Below are 17,560 nucleotides of genomic sequence, written 5' to 3' on the forward strand. Positions count from 1 at the left end.
CATTTAATTAATGAAGGGTTCCACGCACTTCTTGTTCACGCTCAATAGCTTCGAACAGTGCTTTAAAGTTACCTTTTCCAAATGATTTAGCTCCCTTTCTTTGTATGATTTCAAAAAACATAGTTGGCCTAGGCTCAACAGGTTTGGTGAAAATCTGCAACAAATAACCTTCATCATCACGATCAATCAAAATACCTAATTCACGCAGTGGAGCTATATCTTCATCAATTTTACCAACTCTGTCCGTAACCACATCATAATAGGTGTCCGGTACTCTCAAGAATTCAACCCCCCTGCTTTTTAAGTCACGAACTGTAGAAATAATATCATCTGTGGCCACAGCAATATGCTGAACGCCCTCACCTTCATAAAAATCAAGATATTCCTCTACTTGCGACTTTTTCTTACCTTCAGCAGGTTCATTTATAGGAAATTTAATACGACCGTTGCCATTGCTCATCACTTTGCTCATCAAGGCTGTGTATTCGGTAGAAATGTCATTATCATCAAAAGAAAGAATGTTTTTGAAGCCCATTACATTCTCATAGAAGTTTACCCAGTGGTTCATTTTGTTCCATCCAACATTGCCAACCATGTGATCTACATATTTAAGTCCAATAGGAGCGGGATTGTGATCTGGAGTCTCCCATTTCTTGAACCCGGGAAGAAATGTTCCATTATAATCCTTTCTTTCCACAAAAATATGGACCGTTTCACCATAAGTGTAAATGCCCGAGCGAACTACTTTTCCGGTCTCGTCCTCTTCAATAATTGGCTCCATGTAGGATTTGGCCCCTCGTGCAATGGCAGTATCGTAAGCATATGTGGCATCATCAACCCATAATGCAACAACTTTTACACCGTCACCATGGTTATCGATGTGTTTTCCTATCACTGTACCGCTTTTTAAAGGAGAGGTTAAGACCAGCCTAATTTTGTCTTGGACTACGACATAGCTTTCCTGATCCTTTAATCCGGTTTCCAGTCCAGCATAAGCTAAAGACTGAAATCCAAAAGCTGTTTTATAAAAATGGGCAGCTTGTTTGCAATTGCCAACGTACAGTTCTATATAATCTGTACCGTTTATCGGCATAAAATCTTGTGTTTTACTGTTTTGCAATGGTGATAAAGTAGATGTTTCCATAACGTCCTGGATTTTAAAAGCCTGTTTATATTGTTGTTGATGCAACAAAAATAATAATTTTCGAAAAGCAACAGTATATTTGGAGTATAAATTTTGTTAAATGAGTTTATGGTGAGCAAAATTCCTTGTAAACCATTGTTTTTACTTTTGATAGTATGCAATCTAAACCCACAATAGAAGAACTACTTAATCGGATTGATGACGTATCTGGAATGGGTTTTCATTTAGATACGGTGCTTCGTAAAATACAGGAGGCCTATGTACAGCGGTTTGCTGAGTTGGGAATTGAAATTACTATTGAACAGTGGGTGATTTTGCATCAGGTGTATAAACTTGGCGAAAAAGCGTCGCAACGAGACATTGTTCAACTAAATTTTAGGAACAGGGCAACTATCTCCCGTGTCATTGGAGGGATGGAACGCAAAGATTGGGTCAATAAAACCCGTTTTGAAGGTGATCAAAAACGTTTTAAGTTAGAATTGACGAAGGAGGGAAAAAAAGTCATCGATTTAATACTGCCCCATGCCATTCAATTGCGCAAACTCACGGTGAATAGATTGGATGTTTTCGAATTTGAGACTTTTTTAAAAGTTTTGGAACAAATAGGAGCAAACTATGCATCTGTAACTAATAGTAACAATACGGACGCATAAAAATCATTCAACTTTGGCCTTTCTTGTGAGCAAAGTGGCAGGCAATTGTGAATTTTACCTTAAATAATTGCCCAAATGACATCCAAAGGATAAAATAACATAGAAACTGGTCAATTTTAAAGAAGCATCGACTCCATAACCGTTGCAATTTTGCGGCGTACAATTTAAATGTTGGGTTATGGGAAATAAGAAAGTATATCCAAATAGTTGGCAGGTAGTGCCTTTTTCGTATGATATTTTTGCGAAATGGGATAGTCTAGGTGCTCCTACCAAGGAATTGATTTTAAAGAACGAAGCGGCAAGGCCGCTGAATGTTTCTGAAATGACACTGAACATTTCGAGCTTCGTTGCAATTGACAGCGAAGGAAATGAGCATCAAATAAAAGATTTTGACGGACAAAATAGTGTGGTGTTCAAAGGAATACCTTCTGGAAGCTTTTTAAGGTCTAAAAGTGTACTTGCTTTACCAAAAGGCAATTACACTACTCTTCGATTCTATTTAAAGGAAAACGGAAATATCTTTACCTACAGGGACGGTATGGAAGAATCGGCGGATAGATTTTCCCGTTTGGACTTTGCCATTGAAAACGGTCTGGAGATTGACGGCTCCGAGGGGACTGAGGTAAAACTATGGTTTGATTTTGCTCCTTTCCAATGGATGCAGAATTTTAAACTTTTCACCCTACTTTTCAAAAAAGAAAAACACCCAAGCCCACGATTGGCCAATAGTTTTGGAAACTAAAGAAAACCAGTTTTAAAAAAGCATCCCTTAGGGATGCTTTTTTTGTTTTTATTGCTTACTTGGAAATTCTTCGCTATTGCCTTGGGCTAAAGAAACTAAACCACCTAAGGCACCTAGATTCATAGAGTCTAAAGCTGAACTGGGCACTATCACCATAGATCCTTTTTCTTTTAGTCCTTCGAAAAGCATGTTCATACCTCTAAGGTGAAGAGCTACTGGATTTTCTTTGTATCGTTCACTTGCCTCCGAAAATTTATGTGCTATCTCAGTTTCTGCTGTACCTAGAATAACCCTTGCTCTTCGTTCACGTTCGGCTTGTGCTTCTTTACTCATTGCATCTGCCAATACCTGAGGTATGATAATGTCTTTTATTCCAACCGTTTGACAAGTAATCCCCCATGGATTGGTATTATCGTCAAGAACTTTTTGCAAATCGTCTGCAATCTTTTCTCTTTCCTGGAGAATGTCGGCTAATTCATGTTTTCCGATAATATCTCTTAAGCCAGTTTGTGCAATATAAAATATGGCTCTTTCATATTCTTGGACTTCTAATGCAGCTTTTTCAACATCCCATACTGTCCAATATACTACAGCATCTACATTAACGGGAACCGTATCTTTAGTCAAAGTCTGTTCAGCCTTAAAATCTGTTACCCTGACACGCTGATCTATGTACTTGTCTATTTGGTCAATGATAGGAATGATAAAGAAAATGCCGGGTCCCTTTAGGCCCTGGAATTTCCCCATTCTCAAGACTACTGCCTTTTCCCATTGGTCAGCAATATGTATAGCTCTTGAAAGTAAAATTGAAATTAATAACAAAAACCCAAATTGTTGAAGAGAAACTATATCAAAATAATACAGAGCAATACATATGCTTATTGCTGTTATAATTACTGTTCCTGAAATGGGATTCCACATTTTTTTGGTAATTGCTGCTTTCATGTCCTTTTTGATTTTTTGAGTTGATCAATTATTTCATCTACTGAAAATCCATAGCTATATGCAATAGATGTAAATTCATTGCATATTTCGCTCAATTTTTGCTCTTTTTCCTTAGCTGAAATCTCTATTTTGTTTTCGTTGATAAAAGTTCCGGTGCCTTGATGGGTTTCCAAGATGTTTTGGATTTCGAGTTCCTTGTAAGCTTTGGCGATAGTATTGAGATTAACCTTCAAATTCACAGCTAAAGATCTAACAGTAGGTAGTTGTTCACCAGTTTTTAAATTACCGGAGGCAATGCCAAATTTAATTTGATCAATGATTTGTCTGTAAAATGGAATGCCTGTTTTTGGGTCCAATCTAAAATTAATCATTGTGTTATTGTAATAGTTGTATAGTACAAATATACAATAAAAAATTAATTGCTGATTATTAGCGTGAAAAGTTAAAAGAAAGCGGAGGGTTTATGGTTTAATGAGCTTCCAACCAATTCTCACCAATACCTACTTCCACATCCAAAGGCACGGCAAGTTTGTAGGCGTTTTCCATTTCAGTTTTAATGAGTTCCTTCATGATGTCCAACTCAGGTTTGTAGCAATCGAACACCAATTCATCATGCACCTGCAATAACATCTTGGTTTTGTAATTTCCTTCAGAAAGTTTTTTATGGATATTGATCATGGCAATTTTGATGATGTCCGCAGCACTTCCCTGTATGGGGGCGTTCACTGCATTTCGCTCTGCAGCGCCACGCACCACCTGATTGCCGGCATTGATATCCTTTAAATACCTTCTTCTGCCCAAAACGGTTTGCACATAGCCATTGTCCCGAGCAAAATCTATCTGCTCACTCATATAATTGCGTAGTTTGGGATAGGTTTTATAGTAGGTGTCGATAAGTTCCTTGGCCTCAGTTCTGCTCAAATCCGTTTGATTGCTCAACCCAAAGGCCGATACCCCATAAATAATCCCAAAATTTACCGTTTTAGCATTGCCACGTTGTTCCCGGGTCACTTCTTCAATAGGGACATTAAATACCTTGGATGCGGTCGAAGCATGAATATCCTCCCCATTCTTAAAGGCGTTGATCATAGTGTCTTCTTCGCTTAATGCCGCAATGATGCGCAATTCAATTTGTGAGTAATCCGCAGCCAAAAGCACATGGTCATCATCTCGAGGAATAAAGGCTTTTCGTACTTGTCTACCTCTTTCGGTACGTATTGGAATATTCTGCAAGTTTGGATTGTTACTGCTTAATCGACCTGTAGCGGCTACAGTTTGCATATAGTCGGTATGAACTCGACCGCTGTGTTGTTGCACTTCATTGGGCAACGCATCCACATAAGTGCTTTTCAATTTGGCAAGTCCGCGGTAGTCCAACACATTTTGGATAATCTCATGGTCCTTGGCCAAATAAGAAAGTACATCCTCGGAGGTGGAATACTGACCTGTTTTGGTTTTTTTGGGCTTGTCCACCAATTTCATTTTGCCGAAGAGAATATCCCCCAATTGTTTGGGAGAAGCTATGTTGAACTGTTCTCCAGCCTGTTCGTAAATTTTTGCCTCCAGATTTTTGATGTCCTCATCCAGTTCTGAAGAGAGCGCATTTAAAAACTCTTCATCCAAATTGATGCCTTCACTCTCCATATCTGCTAAAACCCGAAGTAGCGGCACCTCAATTTCTTCAAATAGCTTGTCGGTTTGTGCCTCTTTCAACTCAGGTCTAAAGTGCTGGGCCAATTGAAAAGTAACATCTGAATCTTCTACAGCATACTCGGTCTGCTTTTCCAAGGGCACTTGACGCATGCTCAACTGGTTTTTCCCTTTTTTTCCGATAAGCTCAGTAATGGAAACAGGAGTGTAGTTAAGATAGGTCTCCGACAGTACGTCCATATTGTGGCGCATGTCTGGATTGATGAGGTAATGCGCCAACATGGTATCAAAAAGCGGGCCTTTGACCACCACGTCATAGTTCTGCATTACTTTGATGTCATATTTTAGGTTCTGTCCAACCTTTTCAATGGCTTCCGATTCGAAAAAAGGTCTGAGTTTTTCAATAAGGGGCATGGCGTCATTTTTCCCTTCTGGAAAAGGAACGTAAAAGCCTTTGCCGGCATCCCAACTAAAGGCAATGCCAACAAGTTCTGCTTCAAGCGGGTTGATAGAGGTTGTTTCTGTATCAAAACAAACCGAAGTCTGTTCCATCAGTTTTTCCAAGAAAAGATTCATGGCCAAACCATTCCCGACCATTTGATAGAAGTGTGGCACATCTTTTACTGTTTTCCTGCCATGTGTGTCTTTAATGGTTGCGGGAGCTTCGGTTGGGTCGCCGCCAAATAGGGTAAACTGTCCACTACCAGCCACTTTAGGGTCTTGCTTTGTTGCTTCCACTTTAGTGGAAGTGGTATCTGCCTGTGGTTCTTCAGAAAATACCTTGACAAACTGCTCCTTGAGTCTTCGGAATTCCAGTTCATCAAAAATCTCTTGTACTTTTTGGGTATCTGGTGGACACATTTCATAATCTTCAGCTTGGAAAGTGACATCACAATCAATCTTGATTTCTGCCAATTTTCTGGATAGTCTTCCCAATTCCGCATTTTGCTCTACCTTTTCTTTCATTTTGCCTTTCAGCTTGTCGGTATTGCTCAACAAACCTTCTAAGGAACCAAATTCAGCCAGAAACTTTTTGGCGGTCTTGTCACCAACTCCTGGAAGACCGGGGATGTTGTCACTGGCGTCACCCATCATTCCCAAATAATCGATGACCTGTTCTGGTCGTTCCACGCCAAAACGTTTTTGTACTTCCGGGATGCCCCAAATTTCGATGCCGTTCCCCATTCGGGCTGGGCGGTACATAAAAATATTCTCGCTCACCAACTGGCCAAAATCTTTGTCAGGAGTCACCATAAAAACTTTATAGTCCTCTTTTTCAGCTTGTTTGGCCAAAGTGCCGATAAGGTCATCAGCTTCATAGCCAGCCAGCTCCACCACTGGAATTTTCATCGCCTTTAGAATGTCTTGAATGTAAGGGACCGCTATGCGGATGGCATCTGGGGTCTCATCCCTGTTAGCTTTGTAGTCTTCAAAAAGCTCCGTGCGTTCCACACTGCCTCCTTTGTCAAAAGCGACGGCCAAATGATCGGGTTTTTCGCGTTTGATCACATCAAAAAGGGAATTCACAAACCCCATAATGGCAGAAGTATCCATGCCTTTGGAGTTGATTCTCGGGTTTTTGATGAGTGCATAATAACCACGAAAGATCAAGGCGTAAGCATCTAGTAGAAAAAGTCTTTTTTGGTCGGACATATTTTTCAGTTGTCAATTAACAATTTGTGATAAGCAATGGACAGGCTTTAAAAGTACGATTTTAATGATTTTTTATTTAAACTTTAAAATTGCATAGGTAATGATTAAAATAGTAAAAGCTGAAACAAAGAGGTTTCTAGTCCAATGAACCTTTGATTGTTCATTTTCAAGTTCTGTTCTTCCGAATTTTATGAAAACCCAACAAATTAGGCCGTTCATGTCTTGAAAAATTCTCCACATTTGGATTTTTTTTGAACTATACTGCTGTTTTGATTTTTAACCTCACAGGTAACACAATAATTGTTCATTGTGTCCAAGTATCATTTTTTAATAAATCTTCAATATTCTCTAATTCAAAAAGCACTTCAATCTTTGAGCAAGATTCTCGCATTGCATTCCCTGCCTCCTTGGCTTTATCTGGTAAATTCTTCCCTGAATTACTCCAAATATCTCGATTAGGCCATTGAGCGTAAGCTATGTAATTTCCATCTTTTTGTTTGTGAAGCCTTGAGCCTAAACTCCCCTCATATTGGTATATAAGTTCCGTAAATTTTTTCCAAGACTTGATAAAATCAGCTTCTTTGTTTTCAATTACTTTGAATTGATATATTACCGCAAACATTTTTTGAAATTATCGTTTATTTGAACTATTCTAATAATTAATTGAATCTAAACTAATCCAGTAATCCATCAATTAGGTGTACCAATTTTGGATCTGAGGGACGAAGTGCCTTTTTCTGAACAATATTTCCGTCACGGCCAATCAAAATATAGTGCGGAATTCCGTTTACGTTATAGTCTTTACTGATTTCATTTTCAAGAGCCCCGGCAGATAGTTGAATTCCATTGAATAGATTGTTCTTGTTTTTGGAAACCATATCTTTCCAACGATTCACATTTTCATCGAACGAGATGCCTAAGAATACAACCTCTTCTCCACGATATGTTTCTTTGAGCTTTTTCATGCTGGGCATTTCTTGTAAACATGGGGTGCACCAGGTAGCCCATAAATCAATATAGACAACAAATCCCTTAAAGTCCCTTAATGAAACGGGCTTTCCCTTCATGTCGGGATAGGTAAAATCGGGGGCCTTATCGCCATTTGCCAAAGTTGCCTCTCTTTTCTTAAAGTCCATATATCGTTCTAAGCTAGCGGAATCCTTCACATATCTGGAAATGATAATTTCCAGATATGTTTTGATGTCCTTGCTTTCTGTGTTCATATAATCAATCACAAATCCATTAAAAAAGTCCTGTTTTATTTTTTCTGGAAAATCCGAACTCTTCAAAACAGCCACTTTCGCCTTAAAATAATCTAAGTACTCCCCTTTTGGCCCCAAGGTTTGGGCCATCATGTTATGGTACTTTTCCATTAAATAACCTCTATAGACAGGATTCCTTTGATACAGTTCCATATCATTCTCGGGAATTTCCTTGGCAAAATAATTTTGGAAGTTTTCGGGAGCTTGGACTTTGACGGCATTTTGTGGCAAGAAATGGTTATGCAAGTCCTGATATTGTCTGAAATTACGATTGTACTTCAGCAAATTGCTCAATTTCAACTGTTCTAAGAAATCGGGATTTAGTTCATGGCCCTCTTTGTTTTGCGAAATAAAATCAGAGACGCTTTCCAATTGTTCAAGCTGATAAGCCTCAAATTCTGAAGGGTTTTTGGAGTACACCATGGGCAAATATTTTTGCTTATAATGCTCCACAGTGTATTGATTGATGGGCTCCCTTAGAAACAATTCATACAGTAATTTGGTTTCGTCAATATTGGTTCCACTATACTCAATTGAATTTGGTTGCGGGCTTCTTGAACTATCAAAGCTAATTTTAATGTTCAAGTTTGTGTGATCTCCGATATATAGTGGAATCCTGGTTTCCGTTCCTACGAACAAAGTATAGTTACCTACATCTTCTCTTGTTAATTCCTTGGAAAAATAACCCGAAGAATCCAATTCGATAGCATATGACCTATTCATACTGAGCAGTTTAATGCTATCATCAAAGCCTGTTATTCTGCCATCGATTTTCGGAGAAAGACTTTGGGCACTTATATTTGAAGGGCCTTCATTTTTACAACAAATTAGCAAAATAAGGGTCAAAATATATACCGTCTTTCTTTTCATAATTTTTTCTGTTTAAAAACATCTTAGATGAATAGGACATGTTGAATCTAAATATTTGCCAATGGTTTGGATCGTTTAAATAAACTTTTCTTTAAAGTTTCATTTCAATCGAAGATTTTCAATTTCCATTCTAAAAGTTTCTTCAGTTAAGCGATAGGTTTTAGTTTTTCTCCCTACCAACATTTCTTTTGCCAGTTCATTTACTCGTTCAATTCCATATTCCGAAAAATCTTTGGCTTTATCAATATTCCCAAGAAACAGGTGGATATCCTTCATTAACCGAGCAAAAATCCGCTTGTTGAATATCTCATATTTGTCCAGTAATTTGTAGTGTTTGTCATTTCTGAGGTGTTCAACAGATATCTTGTCAAAAGGAACAGGAAAATTCTCAAAATCTGAATAAAACTTGGAGCTATCCCTTAGAAATGTTTCTAATATGCTTTCAACCTGTTTTATGTTCCTTTCCTCCTCTGTGTAAAACTCCCACGTTCCTACTGAGAGTCGTTCTCTAAATAAACACTCGGTAACACTCTTTTTTTCAATCGGCTTGTCATGCTCATAAAGGGGTAAAAAATCAAAATGAACCCCCATTTCACAATAAATTCTGCCTCCCATCCAACTACCGTACATTCCAAAATAGTCTATTACATGATTTTCATTGGTTCTTCTATAGTTGAAACCGCTTCCAACCCAGCCAATTTCCTTGACCGTTGGAGCAAAATGTTTGTTTACGAGTCTTTTGAATTTGGATGAATTCATTTATTAAATTTACTTGATCATCGTTTTTTTGAACTTTTAATTTTGAATTTGTTCGACCTTGACATCTTGGTGTACAACCCAAATTTTTTTGCCATTGCCACTTAATTTAACTAATTGATATCTGGAAGAGTCACGCGAGTTTCGAAAACCAAAAGTCCATTTCCCCATTTTTTTACTCTTGAAAGAAACGTGTGGCTCCAAAGTATTGTAGCGTAGCTCTAGAATTCTATCTTTTGACATCTGCGTTTCTCCAAAATCAGCAGCAATTTGATTCGTGTCAATTTTAATTTCTGAGTTTGTATAGCCATTTTGGACTATAAATTTCTCAGCAATTCGAATCGCTTGTTCTTCTGAAATCTTGTTAGTTGAACAGCTTACGAACATAACTAGTAGTATGGCAAAAATACTTTGGTACATTAAATTGTTTTAAATTCTCCTTTTAACACGCCAATCTGTAAAATATTCCCATTTTTCTCTATCCGTGGAATCTTGGAGGGGATCAATTCCAAAAGAATTTATAATTCATCTATTTGCCTTAACAGGTATCCAAATTTCTTCTTCGGAGTCTGGGTCATTGTTTTTGTAGTTTTTCCCAAGAACTTCAAAATGGGGCCTATCATCAATTTGAAAACCAGAGGAAGGAAACCATTCCCCAAAAATGTATTCAAATATAGAGGTGTCAGAACTTGAACCTTTATAATCGAAAATGGCATATAAACCTCCTTCCAAGTTAAAAGCGCTCATTCCATCTGGGATGTTTTCAAAATCTTCAACTTCAACAGTTGCCCATTTTTCAAATTCCGTATTGGGATTGAATGCTGAGTAATAGTTCGCTGGGTAAATTTGCATGGAAATCTTATCCTGGGAAATCCGTTTTGGAATTTCCTTGATTTTGGGCAAGAAATCCCTCCAAAGTATCCCTGTTTTATTTTCTGTGAGACTCATTTTTATGTAATGTCCCACCAACTTTTTCGCTTTCAATTGTTCAATCCTGGGAGTCATGCAAGGGGTTTTAAAATGGATGTCAAAAAAAAGCTTTACGAATAAAAACTTTTTACGGAATTGTTTTCATGGCCATTTTCGGTGTATTCGCGATAGGTAAACCCGGGATGTACACAATAACCACCAGTTTCTCCTTGTTTGTTAATGGCCAAAAAACCAATCTGGAAATCTTTTCGACCTTCGTTCTTTTTCATGATACGTTTTACGCCTTCTTCACAAGCTTCCTGCGGACTCATGCCTTGCCGCATCAATTCCACGATCAAAAAACTGCCTACGGTTCTGATGACTTCTTCACCAACCCCAGTGGCCGTTGCGCCACCTACTTCATTGTCCACAAATAGTCCGGCACCAATAATGGGAGAGTCACCCACGCGCCCAGCTACTTTGTAGGCCATACCACTAGTGGTACAAGCTCCGGCAATGTCCCCGTTTTTATCAATGGCCAGCATACCAATGGTATCGTGATTTTCTATATTGATGGTGGTCTCGTATTTTGAGGTTTTTTTCCATTCTTCATATTGCTTACGGGTACTTTCGGTAAAAAGGTCCTCCTTTTGAAAACCTTGTTCGTAAGCGAATTTTTCTGCCCCTCTGCCCGCCAAAATAATATGTGGGGTCTCTTCCATCACCTTTCGGGCTACGGAAACTGGATGTGCAATATTTTGAAGATAGACCACTGAGCCGCAGTTACCATCTTTATCCATGATGCAGGCATCCAAGGTCACATTCCCATCGCGGTCTGGTCTACCGCCTTTGCCAACCGTTTCATTGGTTACATCTGCCTCCTCCACTCTTACTCCTTGTTCCACAGCATCCAGTGCATTGCCTCCAGCATTCAATACTTCCCATGCCTTGGCAGTGGCATTTTGGAAGTTCCAGGTACAGACCGTGATAGGTCGTATAGAGGGGAGAGTGGAAGCCTCAGGCTCTACTTTGTTTTCGGTTTTACAGGAACCCAAAATAGGCGTTGATAAGAATCCGGCTGTAGTTAGCCCAGAATTTTTAAGGAATTTGCGTCTTTTCATTAACTGGTTGTTTAATTTTAGGGAATTAAAGATAGCCAAATGCTGGTAGAAGTTTGTGCCAATTCTTTGGAATCGGCAATTAATGCGCAAAAGGCCGGAGCAGACCGTATTGAACTATGTTCCGAACTTAGTGTTGGAGGAGTTACACCTTCTTTTGGATTCCTAGAAATGGTAAAAAAAGAGGTTGAAATTCCAGTACATGTATTGATTCGGCCCAGAAGCGGCCACTTTGTGTATTCCGATATGGAGTTTGAGGTCATGAAGGCAGATATTGAACGATGCAAGGAATTGGGTGTTGATGGAATTGTTTCAGGAATCTTGATGAAAGACTTTTCTGTGGACATTGAGCGCACAAAAGAGTTGGTGGAACTGACCAAGCCTTTGCACTTTACGTTTCATCGTGCTTTTGATTGGATAGTAGAACCAGAGCTTGCCTTAAGGCAGTTGGAAGCAATAGGTGTGAATACGATACTGACCTCTGGGACCTATGAATCGGCTGTTTTAGGGATTGAAAACCTGAAACAATGGCAAAAGGATTCTGCAATGACCATCATGGCAGGAGGAGGAGTTGCACCCAAAAATGCTGCCTTATTTCAAGAAGCGGGATTAAGCGCCATCCATTTGTCGGGCACACATTTTGTTAATTCTGTGGATTTGGGTAACAATATCAGTATGAACTCGTCCAAACATTGGGTGGAAAACGAAGTGCCCCAAACCAGTGAGGCACTTGTGAATCAGGTGGTGCAAACCGTTAAATAAATTTAAAACAACCCTGATTTCAACAGATTACCAATAGTTTTGCAAAAAGATTGATATGCCTCGATTCGTAATAATATTATCCCTGATCTATGTTGTGATGGCCATTTATGGCTTTCAAGCTTTCCGAACGGTGTTTAAAAATCAATGGGCACAGTGGGCCTACGGAGTTCTTTTCTTGGGTGCTTTGTTGTTTTTGATTATCAAAGTGCTGGCTTATCAACCAGGTGATGGATTTAAGGGAACGGTCGCAGTGGCATCCGGAATTTTCTTTTCATTTTTTCTGTTGGCGGTGGTGCTGGGTTCTTTTATGTTGTTGGAGGATATCGGTCGCTTATTGGCTTTCGGATACCATAAAGTTGCGGGATTATCAGAATCTAAAACAGGTCATTTCCCATCGCGTAGAAAGTTTGTGAGTGCCATTGCCGTAGGTTTGGCCTCCATTCCGTTTGGAGCTTTGCTCTATGGTATGTATCGCGGTAAATACAATTATCAGGTTCTAAAATACGAGGTGGAGTTTGATGATCTTCCAGATGCTTTTGATGGATACCAAATCACACAGATTTCTGATGTGCACAGTGGTAGTTTTGATGATAGAGAAAAAGTGTCCTATGGTATTGACCTGATCAATGCCCAAAAAAGTGATGTCATATTTTTCACTGGGGATATGGTCAATGATAAGACTTCTGAAATGGTGCCGTGGAAGACTATTTTTTCAAGGCTTGAAGCTAAAGATGGCTTGTTTTCTGTCTTGGGAAACCATGACTACGGGGATTATACCAGTTGGAAGACCGAGGAAGCCAAAGCTCAAAATCTAGAAGACTTGAAAGCTTTGCAAAAAGAAATGGGCTTTGATTTGATTTTGAACTCTCATCGTTATTTGGAAAAAGATGGTCAAAAAATTGCCTTGGTTGGAGTAGAAAACTGGGGTAGAGGGGGATTTAAAAAAGCGGGTGATCTCAATATGGCCAAAGCTGGTATTTCTAAAGATGATTTTAAAATATTGTTGAGTCACGATCCTTCGCATTGGGAAGATGTTGTGCTTAAAGACGATTATCACTTTCACCTGACTTTGAGCGGACATACCCACGGGATGCAGTTTGGGGTTGAAATTCCAGGCTGGGTAAAATGGAGTCCTGTAAAATGGCGCTATAAGTATTGGGCCGGACTTTATAAGGAGTTGGGGCAGTTCATCAACGTAAACCGTGGCTTTGGATTTATTGGCTACCCAGGAAGGGTTGGAATAATGCCAGAGATTTCTGTGATTACTTTAAAAAAGAAAGCTTTAACGTGAATTTAACGAGGGTCAATACGGTAAAGCATTGACTTCATGTAAAACTTTAACAAATTTTCTTACTTTTGGCTGGTAAACCAGAGAATACACATGTCTAAATTTGGTGAACTCATAGATATAGGTGTCCCAGTACTGTTGGACTTTTACGCAGAGTGGAACGAACAATCCACTTCCATGCACCCCGTTTTGCGCGATGTTGCCGCGGCCCTCGGAGACAAGGGTAAAGTAATTAAAATTGATGTAGATAAAAACAAAGAGCTTTCTCAGGCATTGAGAATCAAAGGTTTGCCTACATTAATGATTTACAAAAAGGGTGAAATGGTCTGGCGGCAGAGTGGTGAACAGGACGCCAATACGCTAATAGGCATCTTGAACGAATATATATAAAGCGAGGTTTTACCCTCGCTTCTTTATTGTTGCAAAACTGCTGAATCCTGGACAGCTTCAATGGTGTCCAAGGCAATGGAATCCTCAATGTCGGGGTCTGGGCTTTCAGGTTCTTCGAATATATCTTCTTCCTCACCTCCCATAAATGTGGAAAACTTATCGATGTATTCGTTAAAAATCAAAGTTTCAGCTTCGGCTAAATCCTTGTCCCTGTTTTCAATTAGAATATCGATATTTCTTCGGTAGGCTTGCATATCAGCCAAGATATCGTCAAGTTTTTCATATTGCTCATCCAAAGGAATGCCAGCATAATATTCCAATCGCTCTTGATAGACTTTTTTCAGTTTTTCAAACAACTCTCTCGCCTTTTCGGTTTCACCTACTTTATAATAGCCATCCACAAAAGGTTCTACAAAGGCATAGAATCCATAGTATTCCACAGGCATGTTGGTCATGGCAATTTCAATAATGTCCTTGGCTTTGTCTATTTTATTTTCTGCAATCAAGGTTTCCGTTAAACGGGCCAAATTACTTCGGAAGGAAAGTCCTTGTGAGCGTGTTTGAGGGTCATGGTAGATTTCGTGACTGCCAGAATTGCCCCAATCCCATTTTTGGACCACATCGTACATCAAGTCCGTATCAATACGGCCCATTTCAAAAGAGCTTTCATTTTTAGTGCGAATAGGAACCAGTTTATAGGTGAGACCATCCAGCTGTAGATAATCCTTCATCCAAATGTATTCTGCACGATCGAAACTTCCACCAGAAAAATAGATGGGTCTTTTCCAATCGTTGTTGGCAATAAGATCCAACATCAAAATACGGTTTTTGGGGAGCGCACTTTTAGGCAGGTCAATATCGATGTAATCCACGATAAGTGCAGAATCCTTTTCCTTGACCAAGCCACTTTCCAAAACGTTCTTTTTGTTGACGGGAATCCTGATTTTGTTGGTTGGGTAGAATACAATATCCAAGTTGCTCTCTGGGTAATTGCTTAAATCGGCACCCTGTTTTTCCAACAGATATCTAAACTTGGTCTGAGGTTTATCACTACCGATCCAATTCATAAAATCCTTAATATCCCATCTGCTTTCGGTAATGCCTTGGTAGTACACGGCATCTCTAGATCCATATCGATATTTGTCATGCGTCAGTTGGGAAGGGATAGGATTGCTTTCATAAGCTTTTCGCTTCATTTGGTCAATATACCAATCCGTGGCAAAAAGACTGGTGTTCACAATGCGAACATCCGTGCGGTGACCTTCAATTTCTTGGGCATACCACAACGGAAAAGTATCATTGTCGCCTATGGTGAACAAAATGGCACCGACATCTTCCTGACAGGAATCCAAATAGGCTTTTGCGGTGGACTGGGCGGTATATCTTCCAGATCTATCATGATCGTCCCAGTTTTGAAAGGCCATCAATAGCGGTACGGCCAATAAGCAGAGTGTTGTGATGGCCGGGGCGGCAATTTTTGCCGATAGGAATTTCCGAAACTCATCGTACAGTCCGTATACACCAAGACCAATCCAAATACAGAACACGTAGAAAGAGCCCACCAAGGAATAGTCTCGTTCCCTAGGTTGGAAAATATAGGGGTTGGTATAGAATTGAATGGCTAATCCGGTGAACATAAAAAACACGAACAGTACCCAAAAATGTTTCGGGTTCTTGGAAATTTGAAATACAATACCAATTATTCCCAATAATAAGGGAAGGAAGAAATAGGTGTTTCGGGCTTTATTATTTTTCCAATCCGAAGGCAAATTGTCCTGACTGCCCAATCTTATACTATCGATAAACCCAATTCCACTGAGCCAATTTCCATTATCATCATAACGTCCCTGTACATCGTTCTCTCTCCCTACAAAATTCCACATGAAGTAGCGCATGTACATATAACCAAACTGGAACTGGAAAAGGTAGCGCACATTTTGCCAAAGGGTGGGAGGTTGAACTTCTATGTATTCATCAAATTCACGTAAAAAACGGATGTATTGTTCTGCGTCCAGTTCCCCTTGTTGGTAAGCTGTTTTAAATTGACTTACAGCTTGTCGTAAATCATTGTTGGAGATGTATTCTGATTTGATACGGAAATCCAGTTCCCCAAAATATCGAATGTAGTTTTCCGCATGTTGGTCGCTCCACATTCTAGGCAATATTCCCACATGTTTTTTATTGGGGCCTTGAATAGCATCCTTGTAATTGTTTACGATGACGTATTTGCCCAACTTTTCATCCTTTTCATATTTGGGACGGTCGTCTTTGTCCTCTCCAGCAGGAGCAAACGTATCTGAATAATAAGCGCCATAAACCGGACTGTCCACACCTGGGTACTGTTCACGATTGTAGTAAGCCAAAAGGGAACGGGCATCCGAAGGATTGTTTTCGTTCACTACTGTATTGGCATTGGCTCTTATAGGCAACATCAACCAAGAAGAGAAACCTAAAATCAAGAACATTAAGCACAGCACGATAATGTTTCCTGTATGGAAATCGTTTTTTCTGGTATATCGAAGTGCAAAATAAAAGGCGGCTATAAAAATGAGTCCCATAATAATCGTTCCCGAGTTAAAGGGAAGTCCAACATCATTGATAAAGAACACTTCACTCCATCCAAACAATTTTAAAACATAGGTGAGCGAAAATTTATAGACCAATATCAAAATACCGATAACTGCCAAGTTGGCCAATAAAAAGCCCTTTACTGTCGTCTTCTTGTATTTTGTGAAATAGAACAAGAGCCCAATGGAAGGAATGGCCAAAAAGCCCATAAACTGAATTCCGAAGGTAAGCCCTATGACAAAACAGATGAGCAATAACCAGCGATGGCCTCGAGGTTCATCCAAATTGTCTGTCCATTTAAGTCCCATCCATAGCAGTAGTGCCATAATAAGGCTTGCCATGGCATAAACCTCTGTCTCTACAGCATTGAACCAAAAACTATCAGAAAAAGTAAAAGCCAATGCACCTACTAGGCCACTGCCAAAAATGGCAATAGCTCTGCTGTTGGTAACGGCTTTCTTTTTAGCAATGAGCTTTCGGGTGAGGTTGGTTATGGTCCAAAAAGTAAATAAAACCGCAAAAGCACTGGATACAATGGAAACCGCATTTACCATCAAGGCTACTTTAGAGGAGTCGTTGAAGGCAAACATGGCAAAAAAGGCTCCGATCATTTGTAAAAGTGGAGCGCCAGGAGGGTGGCCTACCTGTAATTTTGCGGAAGTGGTAATGTATTCCCCTGCATCCCAAAAACTTCCTGTGGGTTCTACGGTAAGTGCATATACGATAAGTGCTATAAGGAAGGAAGCCCATCCAAGGATGGTATCCCATTTTTTAAAGTCTTTTGCAAACATATGGATGGTTGTTAACCGAGTTGGGGCGAATTTAGTAAATATAAGAGAGAAGGTTGTCC

At 39.5% G+C, this 17,560-nt stretch carries 16 protein-coding genes; 5 read left to right on the plus strand and 11 right to left on the minus strand.

The genetic code is table 11. From position 1 onward, the window contains the following. Positions 1–7: 7 nt before the first annotated feature. Positions 8–1,144, minus strand: coding sequence for a 4-hydroxyphenylpyruvate dioxygenase (gene hppD / locus HJC33_RS11095; RefSeq protein ID WP_171658893.1), 1,137 nt, complete (start codon positions 1,142–1,144; stop codon positions 8–10). A gap of 155 nt (positions 1,145–1,299) precedes the next feature. Between hppD and HJC33_RS11100 the strand changes: the two genes are divergently transcribed. Next, the gene (locus tag HJC33_RS11100; protein WP_171658894.1) at positions 1,300–1,797 is read left to right on the plus strand and encodes a MarR family winged helix-turn-helix transcriptional regulator; all 498 of its coding nucleotides are present in this window, start codon (positions 1,300–1,302) and stop codon (positions 1,795–1,797) included. 178 nt (positions 1,798–1,975) lie between these two features. Next, positions 1,976–2,539 (plus strand): hypothetical protein, encoded by a 564-nt coding sequence (locus HJC33_RS11105; RefSeq protein WP_171658895.1) that lies wholly within the window; start codon positions 1,976–1,978, stop codon positions 2,537–2,539. A gap of 48 nt (positions 2,540–2,587) precedes the next feature. On the opposite strand, the gene HJC33_RS11110 is transcribed toward HJC33_RS11105, so the two are convergent. The 9 genes from HJC33_RS11110 to HJC33_RS11150 form a co-directional block, all read right to left on the minus strand. Further along, a complete protein-coding gene (locus tag HJC33_RS11110; protein ID WP_171658896.1) occupies positions 2,588–3,484 on the minus strand; it encodes a slipin family protein in 897 nt (298 codons plus the stop codon). Next, entirely contained in the window at positions 3,481–3,855 is a 375-nt protein-coding gene (locus tag HJC33_RS11115; protein WP_171658897.1) for a GntR family transcriptional regulator, read from the minus strand. The genes HJC33_RS11110 and HJC33_RS11115 overlap by 4 nt, the downstream gene beginning before the upstream one ends. Positions 3,856–3,952: 97 nt before the next feature. Beyond that, on the minus strand, positions 3,953–6,787 hold the full coding sequence (gene polA, locus HJC33_RS11120; RefSeq protein WP_171658898.1) for a DNA polymerase I: 2,835 nt from the start codon (positions 6,785–6,787) through the stop codon (positions 3,953–3,955). A gap of 304 nt (positions 6,788–7,091) precedes the next feature. Further along, entirely contained in the window at positions 7,092–7,409 is a 318-nt protein-coding gene (locus tag HJC33_RS11125) for an antibiotic biosynthesis monooxygenase family protein (protein WP_171658899.1), read from the minus strand. A gap of 52 nt (positions 7,410–7,461) precedes the next feature. Beyond that, positions 7,462–8,919, minus strand: coding sequence for a TlpA family protein disulfide reductase (locus tag HJC33_RS11130; protein WP_171658900.1), 1,458 nt, complete (start codon positions 8,917–8,919; stop codon positions 7,462–7,464). A gap of 99 nt (positions 8,920–9,018) precedes the next feature. Next, positions 9,019–9,678 carry a DUF4304 domain-containing protein gene (locus tag HJC33_RS11135; protein ID WP_171658901.1) on the minus strand — a complete coding sequence of 220 codons (660 nt, stop codon included), beginning with the start codon at positions 9,676–9,678 and terminating at the stop codon, positions 9,019–9,021. 36 nt (positions 9,679–9,714) lie between these two features. Then, positions 9,715–10,095: a hypothetical protein gene (locus HJC33_RS11140; RefSeq protein WP_171658902.1), complete on the minus strand. Its 381-nt coding sequence runs from the start codon at positions 10,093–10,095 to the stop codon at positions 9,715–9,717. Positions 10,096–10,200: 105 nt separating this feature from the next. Then, on the minus strand, positions 10,201–10,680 hold the full coding sequence (locus HJC33_RS11145) for a GyrI-like domain-containing protein (RefSeq protein ID WP_171658903.1): 480 nt from the start codon (positions 10,678–10,680) through the stop codon (positions 10,201–10,203). A gap of 35 nt (positions 10,681–10,715) precedes the next feature. Continuing rightward, on the minus strand, positions 10,716–11,705 hold the full coding sequence (locus HJC33_RS11150; protein WP_171658904.1) for an isoaspartyl peptidase/L-asparaginase family protein: 990 nt from the start codon (positions 11,703–11,705) through the stop codon (positions 10,716–10,718). A gap of 39 nt (positions 11,706–11,744) precedes the next feature. On the opposite strand from HJC33_RS11150, the gene HJC33_RS11155 reads away from it, so the two are divergent. From HJC33_RS11155 to HJC33_RS11165, 3 genes are all read left to right on the plus strand, one after another. Further along, positions 11,745–12,464 (plus strand): copper homeostasis protein CutC, encoded by a 720-nt coding sequence (locus tag HJC33_RS11155; protein WP_171658905.1) that lies wholly within the window; start codon positions 11,745–11,747, stop codon positions 12,462–12,464. A gap of 55 nt (positions 12,465–12,519) precedes the next feature. Beyond that, positions 12,520–13,755, plus strand: a complete 1,236-nt coding sequence (locus HJC33_RS11160; RefSeq protein WP_171658906.1) for a metallophosphoesterase — start codon at positions 12,520–12,522, stop codon at positions 13,753–13,755. Between the two features lie 90 nt (positions 13,756–13,845). Then, positions 13,846–14,142 (plus strand): thioredoxin family protein, encoded by a 297-nt coding sequence (locus tag HJC33_RS11165; protein WP_171658907.1) that lies wholly within the window; start codon positions 13,846–13,848, stop codon positions 14,140–14,142. 23 nt (positions 14,143–14,165) lie between these two features. On the opposite strand, the gene HJC33_RS11170 is transcribed toward HJC33_RS11165, so the two are convergent. Next, a complete protein-coding gene (locus tag HJC33_RS11170; protein WP_171658908.1) occupies positions 14,166–17,501 on the minus strand; it encodes a glycosyltransferase family 117 protein in 3,336 nt (1,111 codons plus the stop codon). Positions 17,502–17,560: the final 59 nt, after the last annotated feature.

Origin of the sequence: Flagellimonas amphidinii (assembly GCF_013090115.1) — a bacterium.
Classification (GTDB): Bacteria; Bacteroidota; Bacteroidia; order Flavobacteriales; family Flavobacteriaceae; genus Flagellimonas; species Flagellimonas amphidinii.